Annotated in this window: 16 protein-coding genes; 5 read left to right on the top strand and 11 right to left on the bottom strand. The window is 68.8% G+C overall.

The features are described 5' to 3' along the window. Positions 1 to 98: 98 nt before the first annotated feature. Positions 99 to 797, bottom strand: coding sequence for an SDR family NAD(P)-dependent oxidoreductase (locus BN1186_RS09345; protein WP_052459994.1), 699 nt, complete (start codon positions 795 to 797; stop codon positions 99 to 101). A 34-nt stretch (positions 798 to 831) separates the two neighbouring features. On the opposite strand from BN1186_RS09345, the gene BN1186_RS09340 reads away from it, so the two are divergent. Beyond that, positions 832 to 1197: an RNA-binding S4 domain-containing protein gene (locus tag BN1186_RS09340; protein WP_040283738.1), complete on the top strand. Its 366-nt coding sequence runs from the start codon at positions 832 to 834 to the stop codon at positions 1195 to 1197. Positions 1198 to 1713: 516 nt separating this feature from the next. On the opposite strand, the gene BN1186_RS09335 is transcribed toward BN1186_RS09340, so the two are convergent. Continuing rightward, positions 1714 to 3324 (bottom strand): alcohol dehydrogenase catalytic domain-containing protein, encoded by a 1611-nt coding sequence (locus tag BN1186_RS09335; RefSeq protein WP_040283737.1) that lies wholly within the window; start codon positions 3322 to 3324, stop codon positions 1714 to 1716. Between the two features lie 196 nt (positions 3325 to 3520). Between BN1186_RS09335 and BN1186_RS09330 the strand changes: the two genes are divergently transcribed. After that, complete coding sequence (locus tag BN1186_RS09330; protein WP_040283736.1) at positions 3521 to 4456, top strand: sugar-binding transcriptional regulator; 936 nt, start codon at positions 3521 to 3523, stop codon at positions 4454 to 4456. Between the two features lie 4 nt (positions 4457 to 4460). On the opposite strand, the gene BN1186_RS09325 is transcribed toward BN1186_RS09330, so the two are convergent. Both BN1186_RS09325 and BN1186_RS09320 read right to left on the bottom strand, forming a co-directional pair. Further along, positions 4461 to 5021: a protein-L-isoaspartate O-methyltransferase family protein gene (locus BN1186_RS09325; RefSeq protein ID WP_040283735.1), complete on the bottom strand. Its 561-nt coding sequence runs from the start codon at positions 5019 to 5021 to the stop codon at positions 4461 to 4463. Between the two features lie 115 nt (positions 5022 to 5136). Next, positions 5137 to 5574, bottom strand: a complete 438-nt coding sequence (locus tag BN1186_RS09320) for an Hsp20/alpha crystallin family protein (RefSeq protein WP_040283734.1) — start codon at positions 5572 to 5574, stop codon at positions 5137 to 5139. Between the two features lie 237 nt (positions 5575 to 5811). Between BN1186_RS09320 and BN1186_RS09315 the strand changes: the two genes are divergently transcribed. The 3 genes from BN1186_RS09315 to BN1186_RS09305 all read left to right on the top strand — a co-directional run bounded on the left by BN1186_RS09315 (position 5812) and on the right by BN1186_RS09305 (position 9644). Continuing rightward, a complete protein-coding gene (locus tag BN1186_RS09315) occupies positions 5812 to 7086 on the top strand; it encodes an MFS transporter (RefSeq protein ID WP_218975444.1) in 1275 nt (424 codons plus the stop codon). 91 nt (positions 7087 to 7177) lie between these two features. Further along, positions 7178 to 8674 carry a succinyl-CoA:acetate CoA-transferase ScpC gene (gene scpC / locus BN1186_RS09310; RefSeq protein WP_040283733.1) on the top strand — a complete coding sequence of 499 codons (1497 nt, stop codon included), beginning with the start codon at positions 7178 to 7180 and terminating at the stop codon, positions 8672 to 8674. A 133-nt stretch (positions 8675 to 8807) separates the two neighbouring features. Next, positions 8808 to 9644 carry an ERCC4 domain-containing protein gene (locus tag BN1186_RS09305; protein ID WP_218975443.1) on the top strand — a complete coding sequence of 279 codons (837 nt, stop codon included), beginning with the start codon at positions 8808 to 8810 and terminating at the stop codon, positions 9642 to 9644. 85 nt (positions 9645 to 9729) lie between these two features. Here BN1186_RS09305 and BN1186_RS09300 read toward each other — a convergent pair whose 3' ends face one another. The 7 genes from BN1186_RS09300 to BN1186_RS09270 form a co-directional block, all read right to left on the bottom strand. Then, on the bottom strand, positions 9730 to 9960 hold the full coding sequence (locus BN1186_RS09300) for a hypothetical protein (protein ID WP_139650995.1): 231 nt from the start codon (positions 9958 to 9960) through the stop codon (positions 9730 to 9732). Continuing rightward, the gene (locus BN1186_RS09295) at positions 9957 to 10523 is read right to left on the bottom strand and encodes a DUF2332 family protein (protein ID WP_040283732.1); all 567 of its coding nucleotides are present in this window, start codon (positions 10521 to 10523) and stop codon (positions 9957 to 9959) included. Before BN1186_RS09295 ends, BN1186_RS09300 begins: the two co-directional genes overlap by 4 nt. A 104-nt stretch (positions 10524 to 10627) precedes the next feature. Beyond that, positions 10628 to 11266 carry an NUDIX hydrolase N-terminal domain-containing protein gene (locus BN1186_RS09290; protein WP_040283731.1) on the bottom strand — a complete coding sequence of 213 codons (639 nt, stop codon included), beginning with the start codon at positions 11264 to 11266 and terminating at the stop codon, positions 10628 to 10630. Positions 11267 to 11275: 9 nt separating this feature from the next. Continuing rightward, a complete protein-coding gene (locus BN1186_RS09285; protein WP_040283730.1) occupies positions 11276 to 12799 on the bottom strand; it encodes a hypothetical protein in 1524 nt (507 codons plus the stop codon). Positions 12800 to 12957: 158 nt separating this feature from the next. Further along, a complete protein-coding gene (locus BN1186_RS09280) occupies positions 12958 to 14691 on the bottom strand; it encodes a thiamine pyrophosphate-binding protein (RefSeq protein WP_082031219.1) in 1734 nt (577 codons plus the stop codon). Next, positions 14688 to 14963 carry a hypothetical protein gene (locus BN1186_RS09275; RefSeq protein ID WP_040283729.1) on the bottom strand — a complete coding sequence of 92 codons (276 nt, stop codon included), beginning with the start codon at positions 14961 to 14963 and terminating at the stop codon, positions 14688 to 14690. The genes BN1186_RS09280 and BN1186_RS09275 overlap by 4 nt, the downstream gene beginning before the upstream one ends. A gap of 56 nt (positions 14964 to 15019) precedes the next feature. Next, a complete protein-coding gene (locus tag BN1186_RS09270) occupies positions 15020 to 15616 on the bottom strand; it encodes an alpha/beta hydrolase family protein (protein ID WP_040283996.1) in 597 nt (198 codons plus the stop codon). Positions 15617 to 15633: the final 17 nt, after the last annotated feature.

Raw genomic sequence — 15633 nt, 5'->3', positions numbered from 1 at the left:
CGGCTCGGTCCTCCCGCCCGGTGTCGATGGTTTACCCCTCGCGGAGGGCACCCTGCCGGATTCTCGCAGGGAGCCCTCCGCGAGGGTACTTCTATCGACTACCCGGCGTCGCGGACGTCGGCGAGCACCTTGGTGCCGAAGTCGTCACGTGCCAGGAGCGCGAGGATGCTGCGCGCCGCATCGTCCGGGGAGCTGAGCTGCCCGTTGTCCTTCATCGACTGGAACTGATCGCGGCCGGGGAAGTCCGCGCCACGTATTGATTCCTGCATTCCGGTGTCCACCACGCCGGGAGCGATCGAGGAGATCCGCACACCCTCGAGGCCCTCTTCCGCGAGGGCGGTCGCATGCATGTCGACGGCCGCCTTGGTGGCGCAGTAGGTGCTCCACGTCTCGAAGGGGCGACGCCCGGCGCCGCTGCTGATGTGTACCACCCGCACGGGCACGCCAGCGGGGCGCTGCCTGATGACCGCATCGGTGAGCAGCAGCGGGGCCGTCACGTTGAGGTTGACGGAGCGCTCGATGGCGCTCGCGTCCTGCGCGCCCACGAATCCGATGGGGGCGACAGAGCCGGCGTTGTTGATGAGGATGATCTCGGTGGCATCGGCGAGGAAGCCGGTGAGTCCGCCGGATTCAAGCCATGCGGTCAGCGCCGACGGCGACCCGAGGTCCACGCCCGCACCTGCCGAACGGGACACGCCCAGGACGTCCCAGCCGTCGGCCTCAAGCTGTGCGGTGAGGGCGGCGCCGAGGCCCTTGCTGTGGCCGGTGACGACGGCCTTCATGCTGCTGTTGTTCATGAAACAACGGTAGCGGGCGCGTAGGATCGCTCCCATGACCCGACTCGACGCTTGGCTCTGGGCGGTGCGCATCTACAAGACGCGCTCGCTCGCCACGACGGCGGTTCGCGGCGGTCACGTGCGCGTCAACGACCTGCTGCCGAAGGCCTCGCAGCCCGTGGTCGCCGGGCAGGTGATCCGGGTGCGGAAGGACCAGGAGGAGAAGATCCTCGAGGTGGTGGACCCGTCGCTGGCCAAGCGCGTCGGCGCCCCGCTCGCCCAGGCCGCCTACATCGACCGCACACCCGAGAGGCCCCCGCCCATTCCGGAGATGGTGGGTCGCGTGGCGGTGCGGGACCGCGGCGCCGGTCGCCCGACGAAGCGCGAGCGTCGCGCCATCGAGAAGCTACGCGGCCACTGACCCTTGGTCCCTGAGCATGTCTGACACCTCAGCCACAGCTTGCTGCCGCAGTGTCTGATGGGGGCCTTCGCCGCCCATGCCGAAGGCGGTCACACAGTGCCCACTCTGAGCCATGGTCGGGGTGACCGTCTTCGGCAACGCCCGACCCACCCTCTCAGGCCCCCCTCAGACACTGCTTCAAACACTGAGGGTGGTGTGGGGTGTTGCCGAAACCGTGGCCGCTGTTGTTGCCGTCGTGTCCGGTGACGGGGTACTCCGAGGACGCTCGCCATTGCCGAGCAACAACTACCTGGGTGCGGTCCGGGCTCGGCGCGTGTACTTGCATCCCCCCCGCCCCCGGCCACTCCTTGACGCTGAGGCCACAGGTGCCGGGCTGATGCTCTAGGGCGCTGGGGACCCGGCCCCTTCCCCACGGCGACCGGGGCGGTGGTTGAGGTGCTGGACATGCTGCGGGGGCCCTTCGTCGCCGCGCGGGGCGCGACGCTCAGGGACCTGACGGGTCCTCGGCCCAAGCGGCTACTTGCCGGCGAGCAGCGCCTGCTCGGCCTCCTTCGTCCAGATGCCGTTGTTCAGCTTGGCGGCGACATGGGGGAGCTTCTCCTCCATGTCCACCAGGCGGGTGAGTTCCAGGTCGTGCAGCATCGGGAAGACCATGATCTTGCCGCCGCTGGTGCGGTTGATGACCGAGTCGATCGCGTCGCGGAAGCCCTTCATGCCCGTGACCGCGTCGAGGGAGATGTGCGTATCGATCACGCCCTCCTCGATCTTGCGCAGCACGGTGCGCATGTCGGAGACGTCCGAGCCGGAGGTGCCCAGCATGAAGATGCGGCGCTCGACGATGCCCTGCAGGTCGAACTCGCCCAGCGTGCCCGCCGGGATGCCGGCGAACGCGTTGAGGATGGCGCCCTCTCCGGCGAGGTCGACGGCCTGCGCCACCAGCGGGGCCACCGGAACCATGCAGGAGATGTGCGTGAAGCCGGGCTTCAGTTCCTCATTGCCGGTGTTGACGTAGGTGATCGGGACGTTGCGATCGGCGGCGATGGGGTCGACGGTCTTGGCGAGGTGCGCGAGCCTGTCGTCGGACAGGTCCGTGCCGGTGACCTTGATCTCGGCGAAGCCGGAGGTGACGGCGCGGATGGTGTGCATCATGCCCATGGGGCCGGCGGCGCCGATGATCGCGACGTCGTCGCCGTCGCGGATCTCCCCGTTGGCGGGCACCCAGGCGTAGCCATCCGCCGGGTCGTCGCCCGTGGTACCGATGAAGCGGATGAAGTCGTAGTGCACACGGCCGATGTCGAGGCCCACCTTGCGGGCGATCTTCTCCCCGCCGAGCACCAGGCAGTAGGTGGCGCGGGTGCCGAGCAGCGGGGCGGTGGCCTCGATGACGTCGGCGTCGGCGCCGTAGTAGATGATGTCGTCGAAGACCTGGCCCTCGACGGAGGCGACCTCGCCCGGCGGGACCTGCACGGTCTCGGCCGGAGCGTTGGCGGCGGTGAGCGCGTCGAGCCCGTTGGTCTCGCCGTCGGTGATCACCAGGAGCCGTCCGCCCTCCTTGAGGTGGTTGCGCTCGGCCCAAGCGTAGGAGCCTTCGACGGTGGCCCAGGGTTCGATGAGGCCCACGGCGGCGGCGGACGGGCCGTCGGTCACATGGATGAGGAACTCTTCGCCGTTGGGGGCCACGACGCAGCGCTCGTCCACCAGCGCGTATTCCTGGAGTGCGCCGTCGAAGTTGTAGCCGAACGCGCCGTTGGACTTGGGTGTGCGCAGGTGCTTCCAATCGGCCTGCACGAGGAGGCGGTCGCCCACCTTGAAGTGCGTGACCTTGTCGCCGGCCTTGACCACGCGCACGACAGGCTCGTGGCCGGGAACGACGGGCTGCGGGCCGGGCTTGTAGGAAGGGATCTCGGGGAGTGCGTCCAGGTCGATGCCGCTGACGACCTCCGCCTTGCGGGGGTGCGAGTCGAACGCGTGAAGGAGCTTGGTGTCGGAGAAGCAGATGCCACAGGCCTCCACCTGGAGGAGCATCTGGTGCGGGCCGACCTCGTCGACGGGTTTCTCGGTGTTGAGGACGATCTCGTCGACGCCGACGAACTGGATCGCGTGCTGGGTGGCGGGGATCTGGGTCACGTGGGACACCCTTTCTCTGAGTGCTACATCACCAATCTAGGCCGAGCGCCGGGAAATCGGGTCCCGCGGAGGGACAAGTGGGCATATGCTCAGCGGGCCTGGGGCATAGCATCAAGAATTCGAGGGAGAATTCGGCAACATCGCCCCCATATGGCCTCATGTGCGTGAATTCTCCCGGCAAATCTAAGGAGGCGACATGCTGACGCCCACGCCGAACGATCTTGACCTGGTCGTGCGCGCCGCCTGGCTCTATTACGAGGACGGTTTGACGCAGGCCCAGGTGGCCAAGCGGCTGTTCGTCTCCCGCCAAACCGTGGGCCGCCTGCTGGAAGCGGCGCGGCAGCACGGCATCGTGCGCATCGAGATGGACACGCAGTACCTGGCCGCCATGCAGTTGGCCACCCAGCTCAAGGATGCCTCCGGCCTCAGCGACGTGATCGTCGTGCCCACCGCCGAGGGGCGACTCTCCCGCGAGCGCACCAACGAGCGCGTCGCCGCAGCGCTGGCGGCCTACGCCCGACGGCACCTCCACCCGGGCGCAGTCGTCGGCGTCTCCTGGGGCGACTCCGTGGCCCGGGCCCTCGTCGAACTCTCGGAGGAACACATCGAGGGGGTGCAGTTTGTGGCGTGCGCCGGCGAGCTGAGCGGGATTGACGAGGTGCTCACCCGGTCTCCCGGCGTGATGCGTCGGCTGCGCACCGTGCCCGCGCCGCTGCTGGTCTCCAGCGCCTCGATGGCTCAGGCCCTGGCGCAGGAGAATGCAGTGCGCGAGGTGCTCGACCTGGCCCGTTCCGCCGTCGTGACGCTCACGGGGATGGGTTCAGCGACTCCGGGCGGTTCGGCGGTGCTCGCCGGCGTCACCACCGACGACGAGGTGGCGGAGTTCGCGGCCCGCGGCGCCGTCGGCGACATGCTGGGCGAGTGGTACGACGCCAACGGCCGCGTGGTGGAGACCAGTTGGTCCGAGCGGCGCATCGGCGTGGGCCTGGATGAATTGCGGGGGATGAGCAACGTGGTGGGGGTCGCCGGGGGAGTGGAGAAGGTGGCGGCCATCCGCGGCGCCGTCCGCGGTGGCCTGATCGACGCGCTGGTCACCGACGAGCCGACGGCGCAGGCCCTCCTCGGCCCCTGAGCGACTATCGCAGCGGGACGAAGCTGAACATCACCGCGGCGGCGCTGCGGGTGATCCTCCCGTCGACGTCCTTGTCGACGATCGTGATGCGCTGGGCTGCGGGCAGCACCATGCGGCCTCCCGCGGCGAGTTGAGCCTCGAGCTCCTCGGGGATGCGGCCGCCGTCCGCGGAGACCAGGATGCGGTCGAACGGGGCCTCGTCCGGCCAGCCCAGCACCTCGCCCTCGGCCAGGCCGATGCGCGCCCAGGGGAAGCGGTCACCCAGGTGGGCCCGCCCCATCTTCACCAGATCCGGCACGATGTCGACGCCAATCACTGAGCCCTGCTCGCCCACCAGGTAGGCGAGCAGCGCGGTGGTCCAGCCGGAGCCGCTGCCGACGTCGAGCACCTTGTCGCCGGGCTGAGGGTCGAGGTGCTCCAGCATGTAGCGCACGGTCCACGGTTGGGAGTTGGTGGCGTCATGCCCGATCGCGAGCGCGCGGTCGAGATCCGCGAAGGGTCTGACCGGCGGCGGGAGGAAATCGGCGCGCGCCACCACGTCGAACGCGTCGTCGAGCCTGGCCATACTCCAGTGTGCCCCCGCGCCGCGGTTTCCGGGGCCGAACCGGCGTCGCAGACGAGAACCGGCCCCGCAGACACTGTCTGCGAGGCCGGCTCAGTGGGGTCAGCGCGACGGAGGGTCAGCCCTCCTGGCCGTCCTCGACGACTTCGGACTTGATCTCACGCTGGCCGCCCGAGTGGGCGACGCTGATCTTGCGCGGCTTGGACTCCTCCGCAACCGGGAGGGTCACGGTGAGCACGCCGTCGGTGTAATCCGCCTCGATCTTGGCCGCGTCGATGCCGGGGCCCAGCGAGAGCTGGCGGGCGAAGGTGCCGGTGGAGCGCTCGCGGGCGAGCCACTGGGCATCTTCGCTGGCCGTGGACTTGCGCTCGGCGCGGATGGTCAGCGTGCGGTCGTCGATGTCGATGTCGATGCTGGACGGGTCGACGCCCGGGAGGTCGATCTCGGCGATGAAGTGGTCACCGGTGCGGTAGAGGTCCATGTTCATGCCGGGCTGCGTGGAGCGGGCCTCGAAGAGGCGCTCCATGTCGCGGAAGGGGTCAAAGGTGCGAGCCATGATGTTTCCTTTCACTAGGCATCTACAAGTTGAGCTTGATGGACTCAACTTTAATCCGCGCTCCGAGAAAGTCAAGTCAGAATTGAGCGTGGGTGACTCAACCCTGTTTCGCTGTCGGTGAACGAGCTCGGTTGAGGAGGTCAGCACAAGGCCAAGCCTGCAGGGAGGCGCCGGGGTCGACGATGGGGCCGGCGACAGGGGTAATCTCACCGTCATGATCCACCAGGGAGCCGAAGAGTGAGCCTCGCCAGCAAGCTGCGCGGGATATTCGCCGACACCCGGCCGCTTCGGACCCCGGACTTCCGACGCCTGTGGACCGCCAACATCGTCACGGTCATCGGAGCGCAACTCACCGTGGTCGCCGTGCCCGCGCAGATCTACGCCATCACCGGATCCTCCGGCATGGTGGGGCTTACCGGCGTCTTCGGCCTAGTGCCTCTGGTGGTCTTCGGGCTCTGGGGTGGGGCGCTGGCCGACAGCATGGATCGACGTCGGCTCCTCGAGATCACCACCGGCGGGCTGATCGCCACCACCGCGCTGTTCTGGCTGCAGGCGTTCCTCGAACTGAACAACGTGTGGTTGCTGCTCACCCTGTTCTCCGTGCAGCAGGCGTTCTTCGCCGTCAACCAGCCCACCCGCACCGCGATCCTCCCCAAACTCCTGCCCAAGGACCAACTGCCGGCGGCGAACGCGCTCAACATGACGGTGATGTCGGCCGGCGCGATCGCGGGGCCGCTCGTGGGCGGCGCGCTGATCCCGGTGCTGGGCTACGAGTGGCTCTACTTCATCGACACGCTCACCCTCTTCGCCACCCTCTACGCGGTCTACAAGCTGCCGCCGCTGCCGGTCGACAACCCGCAGGGTTCCCCGGGGCTGCGCGCTGTCGTCGACGGGCTGGTCTACCTGGGGGCGCACAAGATCCTGCTGCTGAGCTTCGTGGTCGACCTCATCGCGATGGTGTTCGGCATGCCCCGCGCCCTGTTCCCGGAGATGGCGCACGCGCAGTTCGGCGGGCCCGCCGAAGGTGGGCCGGAGTTCGCGCTCCTGTACGCCGCGATGCCCGCCGGCGCCGTGCTGGGCGGGGTGTTCGGCGGCTGGGTCTCACGCGTGCAGCGGCAGGGTGCCGCGGTGCTGTGGGCGATCGCGGTGTGGGGCGGGGCGATGGCGGTGATGGGGCTCGCCGTCGGGCTGGCGCAGTGGGCGACCCGCGCGATGCTCGGCCTCGCGCTCGGCATGCTCGTGATCGGTGGCGCGGCCGATATGGCCTCGGCCGCCTTCCGCCAGTCCATCCTGCTCAGTGCCACCGACGACGCACGCCGCGGCCGGCTGCAGGGCGTGTTCATCGTGGTGGTGGCGGGCGGGCCACGCATCGCGGACGTGGTGCACGGCGGTGTCGCGGAGATGGTTGGGGCGGCCTGGGCCACCGGCGGCGGTGGTCTGCTGGTGCTGCTCGGCATCGCTGTCGCGGCGGCCGCGTTCCCGGCGTTCCGGCGCTACCGCATCGCGCCCTGAAATCGGTCTTATATCATTCCCGCGCAACCGGCGTGCGGCGGGGTCGCTCAGCCTATGATGGGCCGCGAATCCGCAACCCTAGGAGACCCAAGTGTCCAACCGTGTCCGCAAAGCCGCGCTACGTGGGAAGGTCATGTCGGCCGACGAGGCTGTCCAGTTCGTCCACAACGGTGACAAGGTCGGCATGTCCGGCTTCACCGGCTCCGCCTACCCCAAGGCCATGCCCACCGCCATCGCCAACCACGCCATCGACGTCCATGCGCGTGGCGAGGAGTACACGATCGACCTGTTCACCGGCGCATCCACCGCCCCTGACTGCGACGGCATCCTCACCGACGCCGCCGCCATCGGCCACCGTCGCCCCTACCAGTCGGACCCGGCGATGCGTAACGCCATCAACGCCGGCGACATGATGTACGTCGACGTGCACCTGTCGCACTCCGCCCGCCAGGTCGTGGACGGCTTCCACGGCCAGCTCGACGTGGCCATCGTCGAGGCCGCGCTGATCACGGACGACGGCCACCTGGTGCCGTCGTCGGGCGTGGGCAACAACGTGGAGTACCTCGATCTCGCAGATCGCATCATCATCGAGGTCAACTCCTGGCAGTCCGAAGACCTGGAAGGCATGGCGGACATCTACCGTGTCAAGAAGGGTGAGCCCATCCCGCTGAAGGAGCCCGGGCAGCGCATCGGCACCACCTACATCGACATCGACCTCGACAAGGTGGTCGCGGTGGTGGAGACGGACCTGCCGGACCGCAACGCCCCGTTCAAGCCCATCGACGACGTGTCGCGCCAGATCGCCGGCCACTTCCTGGACTTCCTCGAAGGTGAGGTCAAGGCCGGGCGTCTCGCGTACGACGGCTACATCATGCAGTCTGGCGTCGGCAACGTGCCCAACGCCGTGATGGCGGGCCTGCTCGATTCGAAGTTCACCAACATCCAGGCCTACACCGAGGTCATTCAGGACGGCATGGTCGACCTGATCGACGCCGGCAAGATGTCGGTCGCGTCCGCGACGTCGTTCTCGCTGTCGCCGGAGTACGCGGAGAAGATGAACGCCGAGGCGAAGCGCTACCGCGAGTACATCGTCACCCGCCCGCTGCAGGTCTCGAACCACCCCGAGGTCATCCGTCGTGTCGGCCTGATCGCCACCAACGGCATGATCGAGGCGGATCTCTACGGCAACATCAACTCCACCAACGTGTCCGGTTCGCGCATCATGAACGGCATCGGCGGCTCGGGTGACTTCACGCGCAACGCCTGGATCTCCAGCTTCATCACGCCGTCGGTGGCCAAGGACGGGGCGATCTCCGCGATCGTGCCGTTCGCCACGCACATCGACCACACCGAGCACGACGCCATGGTGGTCATCAGTGAATACGGCTACGCCGATCTGCGTGGCCTGGCGCCGCGCGAGCGTTCCCGCAAGATGATCGAGATCGCGCACCCGGAGTACCGGCCGCTGCTCGAGGAGTACGTGAAGCGGGCCGAGGCGCCGGGCAAGCCACTGCACACGCCGCACGATCTGGAGACCGCGTTCTCGTTCCACCAGAACCTGGCCGAGACGGGGTCGATGAAGGGCTGATCCGCTTGACCTGAAAGGGCCGCCGGGGTCTGACAGAACGAGCAAGCTCGCTTGGAATGAGTCATGGCCCCGGCGGTTCCGACTAGCTTAACCCAGGTCATGGGTGGGGCCAACAGGGGTCAAGGAGGGATTGGTGCTGACGCTGCAGATTGCGCGCAACCCGGAGGAATCGACGCTGCCGTATCTGGTGCGGATCCCCATCGGTGACGGTCTGGTGCTGCGGGTCAAGGACACCTGGCCCCGGGCGTCGAAGATCTACTGCCACCGGCACGGCCTGCCGTGGCCGGAGGACGCCGAGATCGTCGAGATCGTCGAGGAGCTGCCGCTGCGCTCCTGCGTGCAGCGGGGCGCGGCGATCACGATCGAGGTGGACCGCGCCCGCGAATCACGCTCCCAGTTCGTCATCACCCAGGCGCGGGGGCGGGAGATGATCTTCTGGCAGTCGGCGCGCACCACGAAGGCTGCCCGGCCCAACGTCGCCCTGCCGACAGCGCGCGCCTCGGGCCTGGCGGACCTGCAGTTCTCCGTCGACACCCGCGAGCGTTACGCCTGGAAGTTCACCCAGCAGCAGGTGACCACCGTGAAAGAGGCACTGCCGGTGGGTGATTACGCGGCGAAGGTTGACGACGAGGTGGTTGCCGTCGTCGAGCGGAAGTCGCTGGAGGATCTTGCGGGGAGCTTGACGTCGGGCAAGCTGCGCTTCCGGCTGGAGGCGTTGGCCGGGGTGCCGCGGGCGGTGGTGCTGGTGGAGGACCGCTACTCGTCGATCTTCAAGCTGAAGCACGTCAAGCCGGCGGTGGTCGCCGACATGCTGGGTGAGTGTCAGGTGCGCTACCCGCAGGTGCCGATCATCTTCGCGGAGAACCGCACGCTTGCGCAGGAGTGGGCCTACCGCTTCCTCGGCGCAGCGGTGCGCGACGCGCTGGAGGCTGAGGCCGCGCGCGAGAGATGGGCCACCGAGACCTCCTGAAATATCTCTACCGATTCGGGGCCTCGGTGTGGATAATCCACACCTACCCCCTGAATCGGTAGAGATAATCCAGCTACCCGAACTCTCAGGCGGGAAGGCGAGGGTTGCGCCACTCGCGGTAGCGCGCGACCGTCTCGTAGACAGACGTTTCAAACTTCTGGAACCAGCGCTCTCGTGGCCGGTAGTCGACGGCGGGCGCGAGCTTGGCGGCCATCTCGGGGTGCAGCCGCGCGAGGAACTGGCGGGCCCGCCATGCGTGGAGCGGGTTGGGAGCGTAGGCCGCGGGGGTGCGCTGTGAGCAATTGGATAGGGTCACGGGCCGCCGTGGGCATTTTTCCCGGCGTGTCGCGCCGTGACCCTATCCAATTGCTCATCGCGGATCCGGGCCACGACCCCATCCAATTGCTCACGGAGGTCAGGCCCAGGAGACCGAGCGGCCGTGGGCCTGGGCCCAGCCGAGGGGTTCGCCGTCGAGGGCGACGACGAACGTGGCGGCCTCGGGAGGCTCGTCCAGAGGCGCCGCGTCGATGCCGGGGACGACGCGGGCACAGGCGCGACGACGGCGCACCGCCCCGGCTCATTCGTCTGGGTGGTGCGGGTCAGGATGACTCCCTCCAGCTCAGCCCAGTTGTCGTCGACCCACTCTGCGAAGGCCTCGCCGGGTCGCGTCGGGCCGTCGAGGAAGCGGACTGCGGCGAGGAACCGGTTGGGTTGGCGCGCCTGCCCGGGGAGGCCGTCGAGGCGACGGTGCACTTCGGGCGTGCGGGCGATCCAGCGGCACAACCGTTCCCACACAGGCGAGGTGGCGGCGGTCTCGTCGGCGAACCACTCGTAGAGCCGGTCGATCGGTTCGGTCTCCGGGAAGCGGCTGCCCTTCATCCCTGCATCGTAGGTTCCCGGGGCCCGGCAACGGCACCAGATCTAGATTCGGGACGTCAGACGACATTAAATCTAGATCTGGGCGCAGGGGAGTGGGGTGGGGATCAGTCAACATCGGCCGGAGTGGGGTTGATCCAGTGACGGTGCAGCAACCCGATCTGCGCGGGCAGGATGCGGCCCGTGGAGAGCTCCGGCAGGTCGTCGACGGCGAACCAGCCGATCTCGCTGGTCTCGTCGCTGGTGTAGGTGAGGTCGACGGGGGCGAGGGGCTCGCAGACGAACAACAGCTTGTAGCAGTGGTGGTCCAGCGGCGGTTGGTGCCCCCACTTCTCGCGGTCCAGCACCGCCGCCAGGTGGGTGGCGCGCACCTGCACCCCGGCCTCCTCGAGCACCTCGCGCTCGATGGAGCCGCGCGGGGTGTCGCCCTCGTCGCACCAGCCGCCGGGCAGAGTCCACAGGTCGTGGTCGAGGATCTCGCGCACCAGCAGCACGCGCCCGTCGTCGTCGAACACCGCGCCACGCACGTCGATCTTCGGCGTGGTGTAGCCCGCCGTCGACGCCACCTCCCTGCTGAAGGGCGGCAACTCATCGGCGGAGACCAGTTGCATCAGGTCCCGCGCGATCTCCGCGATCCGGTGGAACCGCTCGATGTCGAACCTGTCGGTGCAGTACGCCAACGCGCTCTCCGACAGGGCGGTCAGCTCCCGCGCGATGCCGTGCAGCTCCTCGGACGCCTCATTCATGGCGCCACGCTACCCCTCGGCGCGCTCGGCCAACTCATCCGCATACTCCTTGATCAGCCGCTGGAGTTCCTCCGTGCTGAGCGTGGCCGGGTCCGTCCCCTCCGACGGCGGCGCGGCTGGATCCGACGCCGCGGGCGCCTCACCGCCGGCCTGGTCGAGGACGCTCACCGAGCCATCGGTGGCCACCAGCATCCGGTAGGTGACCACCTGGTTCTGCCCGATGCTGGCCACGAAGTTGCCGTCTGCAGCCGGCGTGATCTCCATCACCCGCATGCCGGAGGCCCAGCCGGGGAGGTGGTTGAAGTCGCTGCGGATGCGGTTCTCGCTGGTCGAGAGGGCCGGCAGCGCCTCCTCGTACCGCGACACGACGTACGGGTTGAGGTCGCCCCCGGTCTGCCGGTTGTTGATGTGGCCCAGCGCCACCACGGATTCCGAGGCCCCCACGGGGGTGAGCGCGGTGACGTACTCGCCGGCGCCGCCGTCGTCGATCAGCGAGAAGTCGATGGCGTTGGCCGCGTTGGGTTCGTCGGTGGTGCTCTGCTGCTCGTCGTCCTCGTCGTCGCTGTCACGTCCACCGGCGGTGTCGAACCCGGCGCGCTTGAAGATCCAGTCCGCGAAGGAGCCCGACGCGGTGCTGGCGCCGCGCTGCTGCGCGGCCAGGGAGCGGGGGTAGGTGGGGCCGTCGAGCTCGGCGGGCACCTCGTCGGCGCCGTAGACGCTCAGCTCCCCGCCGCGGTAGACGGCGACCCCGTCGGGCCTGGCCGTCACCACGGGCCAGAAGCCACCCAGCTTCTTGAGGGGCACTACGACGACGGGCTCGTCGCCGTCGCAGAGGCCGTAGGAGTCGCTGACGTCCCAGAAGGAGAACGGACGCTTGAAGGACAGGGAGTAGCCCAGGTTGTTGTTCGGGGCGAAGCCGTCGAGGCGGAGCTTGTGGGAGGGGTCGAAGTGGCAGGCGTTGGACGTCTGGTTCCGGGCGCCCACCAGCGGCGGCTGGATGACCTGCACCGCCGCGTAGCCCTCGAGCCACCCGCGGCGGATCACCAGGGACGTGTACTGGTTGGGGTTATCCGCAGATTGGACGGCGTGCGCGCCGACGCGGTCGCCGATCACGTTGTCGAGATCGCGGTTGGCCAACTGCTCGGCCACGACGAACGGCGCGCGGTACTCGTAGCTGGGGATCTCGTCGCTCGTGGTGAACGAGCCCACGAGCTGAGTCTGCTGGCTCCACGAGATCAGCACCCACGCCACGGCCAGGACGGGCACGGCGACGACGGTGGTGAGCATCGCGATCCGCACGTGCCGCTTGTTGGCCGCCTCGACGGCTGGCCGCTCCCCCTTGGGCACGTTCTTCAACTCCGTGTGCTGAAAGGCGTGCCAGCCCACGAACAGCAGGGCGACGATGGCCAGCAGCAGCACTGGAGTGCGCAGCAGCCACAGCAAGGGCTGGGTGATCCAGCCCAGCCCGAAGAACGCCGTCGGGATCCCCAACAACACCACCAACGCGATGATCCAACCCAGCGCCTTGCTCATTGCACTCCGTCCTCGAACCGTGCTTCCACGGTAGCGAGGCGGCGCAACGGCTGTCGTCGGACGGAGGTCTGGTCTCTGCCTCCTACTTTCGGAGGGGGCGCGTGGGCACCCTGAAGGCCCAAATCTAGATGTGAGCGGGCGAGTGGAGCGGGGTGCGGCTAGGCGTTCGGGACCGAGATCGCGGGGATCATGGCCTGCGGCTTCGGGCGCAGCTTCTTCACCGCCACCTCGATCACCGTCGGGCCGCCGCGCTTGACGGCCTTCTTCAACGCCTGATCGAAGTCGTCGGCAGATTCGACCCGCTTGTGCTTGAGCCCGAACGACTCCGCCAGCAACCCGAAATCCGGCGTCAACAGGTCGACCCCGCGCTTCTTCTCACCGCGCGCCTTCTGCAGGTTGCGCAGCACGCCGTAGCCGCCGTCGTTGAAGATCACCAGCACCACGTGTGGCTGCTCATTGGCGAGCACTGCGAGCTCGCCGAGGTGGACGGCGAGGCCGCCGTCGCCGACGATCGCCAGCGTGGGCACCTCTGGGCGGGCGACCCCGGCGCCGACAGCCATCGCCAACCCCTGCCCGATCCCCCCGCCGGCGGCGTGCACGTTGCTGGTGGGCTCGAAGATCGGTAGCAGCCGGTTGCCCCAGGAGCTGCCGGGGATGGTGACGTCGCGCACGATGGGCGAACCCTTGGGCAGCCGCTTGCGCATCGAGTCGCAGATCTCCGCGTAGGCGCCGATCTGCTTGCGCAGATCCTTGCGCGCCGTGGCCGCGACCTCGGCGACGCGCTGCGCCCACTCCTCGTCGACGGCGTGCTCACCCAACTCGGCAAGCAGCGCCGGCACCGCGCTCGCCGCGTCGGCCTGCAGCCCCACCTCGATGGGGAAGTTGCGGCCGAGCGCCTCCGGGTCGAGGTCGATCTGGATGTGGTTGGCGGGCAGCGGCAGTTCGAACTCGCGGGTCTCGTTGCCGCGCAGGTGGCTGCCGACGGTCAGCAGGCAGTCTGCGTCGCGCAACAACTCGTCGAGGGCCTCGTGTGTGGGGAAGTTGCCGATGCACAGCGGGTGGTCTTCGGGCACGGAGCCGCGGCCGTTCGCGCCGGTCAGCACCCCGGCGCCCCACCTCTCCGCCAGTTCCGTCAGCGCCGGGCCGACGGTGCGGGCGCCGCCGCCCGCCCAGATCAGCGGGCGCTGGGCCTCGGCCATGACGGCTGCGGCGCGTTCGAGGTCGCGGCGGGCGCCGGTGCGCACCTGTGGCTTCCGTTCGGGGACCTTGTTCTGCTGTTCCGGATCGGCGGTGTACTGCAGGTTGATGGGCCAGTCCACGCTCACGGGGCCGAACGGGGGCGTGTTGAGCATGCGCAGGGCGTCGCTCAGCACCTTCCGTGACTGCCGCGCCGTCTCGATCCGCATCGCCTCATGCGAGACAGCCTGCAGCATCGCGAGCTGGCGGGGCACCTCGTGGTAGGCACCCTTGCCCTCGCCGATCAGATCGGCGTTGACGTTTCCGGTGATGTGCAGCACCCGGCTCTGCGCGTTGAGCGCCTCCAGCATGGAGCCGGCCGCGTTGCCCGCGCCGGTGCCCGTCGACGTGATGGCCACGCCGATCCCGCCCGTGGCCCGGGCGTAGCCGTCGGCAGCGTTGATTGCAGCGGCCTCGTGCCGCACGGGCACGAACCGCAGGTCACGCGCGACCGCCTCCACCAGGGGCAGGTTGTGGATGCTGATCACGCCGAACGCCACGTCCACGCCGGCCTGCCGCATGATCTCGACGAGGATGTCGCCGCCGGTGCGTGGGTCGCGGGCCAGGTCCTCGGTGGTGGTGGTCTGAGTCTCCGTGGTGAGGTGCTCCTCGGCCGCCTTCTTGTCCTCCTTGCCCCTGGGCTTCTGCTTGCTCATGCCTGGACGTCTGGCTCTTCCTGCGCCATGCGCTGGGCGATGGTCTCCTCGCCCGGTTCGTCGACGTGGAGCGTGCGGTCGACGGCGACCTGCAGGTCATCTGGCGTCATGTCCGCGGGATCCGCGCCGTCGTCGATGAGGTCCTGGGTGCCGAGGTCTTCCTGCAAAACCTCGTCGTTGTCCAGGATGGTGTCCTCGATCTCCTGCGCGTCCAGCTCATTGCCCTCCGCGGGGTCAACGAAGTTTTCAGGGGCGAAATCGTCAGTGCTCATAGTCCACCTTCACAGGATGCGAGCCGCCTTCGCAAGCCCCTTCCGGGTGATGGTGCTCAGCCGAGCAGGTCGTCGATCCACTCCACGGCGGCCGCCGCGATGCGGTCGTGTTCCTTCTTCAGGCCGTGATCGCCGTCGACGACGAGCACCTGCCGGTGAGTCGCCTCGGGTGGGAGCCCGAACGGATCCGAGCGGCCCTGGACCACGAGGGTGGGCACGGTGGCGGCCTCAAGGTCCTCGAGCCGCGTCTGCTCCGGCTTGCCGGGCGGGTGCAGCGGGAAAGCGAGGCACAGCACGCCGACGCTGCCGGTCTCCGCGGAGGTGCGGCAGGCGACCCTGCTGCCGAAGGAACGCCCGCCGGTGATCAGCGGTTGGTCCCCGAACTCCTTACGCAACGCGTCGATGACCTCCACCCACGCCTCGTCGGTGGCGGGTCCGCGCGGCGGCACCTTGCGCCCGGCAACGGCGTAGGGAGGGGTGACGATGGCGACGGTGATCCCTGCGGCCTGCGCGGCGGCGGCCACGTCGAACAGGTCGTCGAACGGCTTGCCGCTCGCGCCCGGGCCGAGCACGAGGAGCGCGCGGCTGGGCTCGGCCGTGCGCAGGTCCACGGTCGCCGGCCCGCGGCTGGTCTCGATGGTGACGGTTCGCATGGTCGCCATCATGCCGG

It is taken from the genome of Tessaracoccus massiliensis (assembly GCF_000826065.2).
GTDB classification, from domain to species: Bacteria; Actinomycetota; Actinomycetes; order Propionibacteriales; family Propionibacteriaceae; genus Arachnia; species Arachnia massiliensis_A.
This window is presented reverse-complemented; position numbering and strand designations above follow the sequence as displayed.

Excerpts from the sequence above, each read along its gene's own strand:
- BN1186_RS09275 (WP_040283729.1), bottom strand. The coding sequence starts at position 14,963 with ATGAGCACTGACGATTTCGCCCCTGAAAACTTCGTTGACCCCGCGGAG.
- BN1186_RS09285 (WP_040283730.1), bottom strand. The coding sequence starts at position 12,799 with ATGAGCAAGGCGCTGGGTTGGATCATCGCGTTGGTGGTGTTGTTGGGG.
- BN1186_RS09280 (WP_082031219.1), bottom strand. The coding sequence starts at position 14,691 with ATGAGCAAGCAGAAGCCCAGGGGCAAGGAGGACAAGAAGGCGGCCGAG.
- BN1186_RS09270 (WP_040283996.1), bottom strand. The coding sequence starts at position 15,616 with ATGCGAACCGTCACCATCGAGACCAGCCGCGGGCCGGCGACCGTGGAC.
- BN1186_RS09330 (WP_040283736.1), top strand. The coding sequence starts at position 3,521 with ATGCTGACGCCCACGCCGAACGATCTTGACCTGGTCGTGCGCGCCGCC.
- BN1186_RS09345 (WP_052459994.1), bottom strand. The coding sequence starts at position 797 with ATGAACAACAGCAGCATGAAGGCCGTCGTCACCGGCCACAGCAAGGGC.
- BN1186_RS09325 (WP_040283735.1), bottom strand. The coding sequence starts at position 5,021 with ATGGCCAGGCTCGACGACGCGTTCGACGTGGTGGCGCGCGCCGATTTC.
- BN1186_RS09340 (WP_040283738.1), top strand. The coding sequence starts at position 832 with ATGACCCGACTCGACGCTTGGCTCTGGGCGGTGCGCATCTACAAGACG.
- BN1186_RS09290 (WP_040283731.1), bottom strand. The coding sequence starts at position 11,266 with ATGAATGAGGCGTCCGAGGAGCTGCACGGCATCGCGCGGGAGCTGACC.
- BN1186_RS09295 (WP_040283732.1), bottom strand. The coding sequence starts at position 10,523 with ATGAAGGGCAGCCGCTTCCCGGAGACCGAACCGATCGACCGGCTCTAC.
- BN1186_RS09320 (WP_040283734.1), bottom strand. The coding sequence starts at position 5,574 with ATGGCTCGCACCTTTGACCCCTTCCGCGACATGGAGCGCCTCTTCGAG.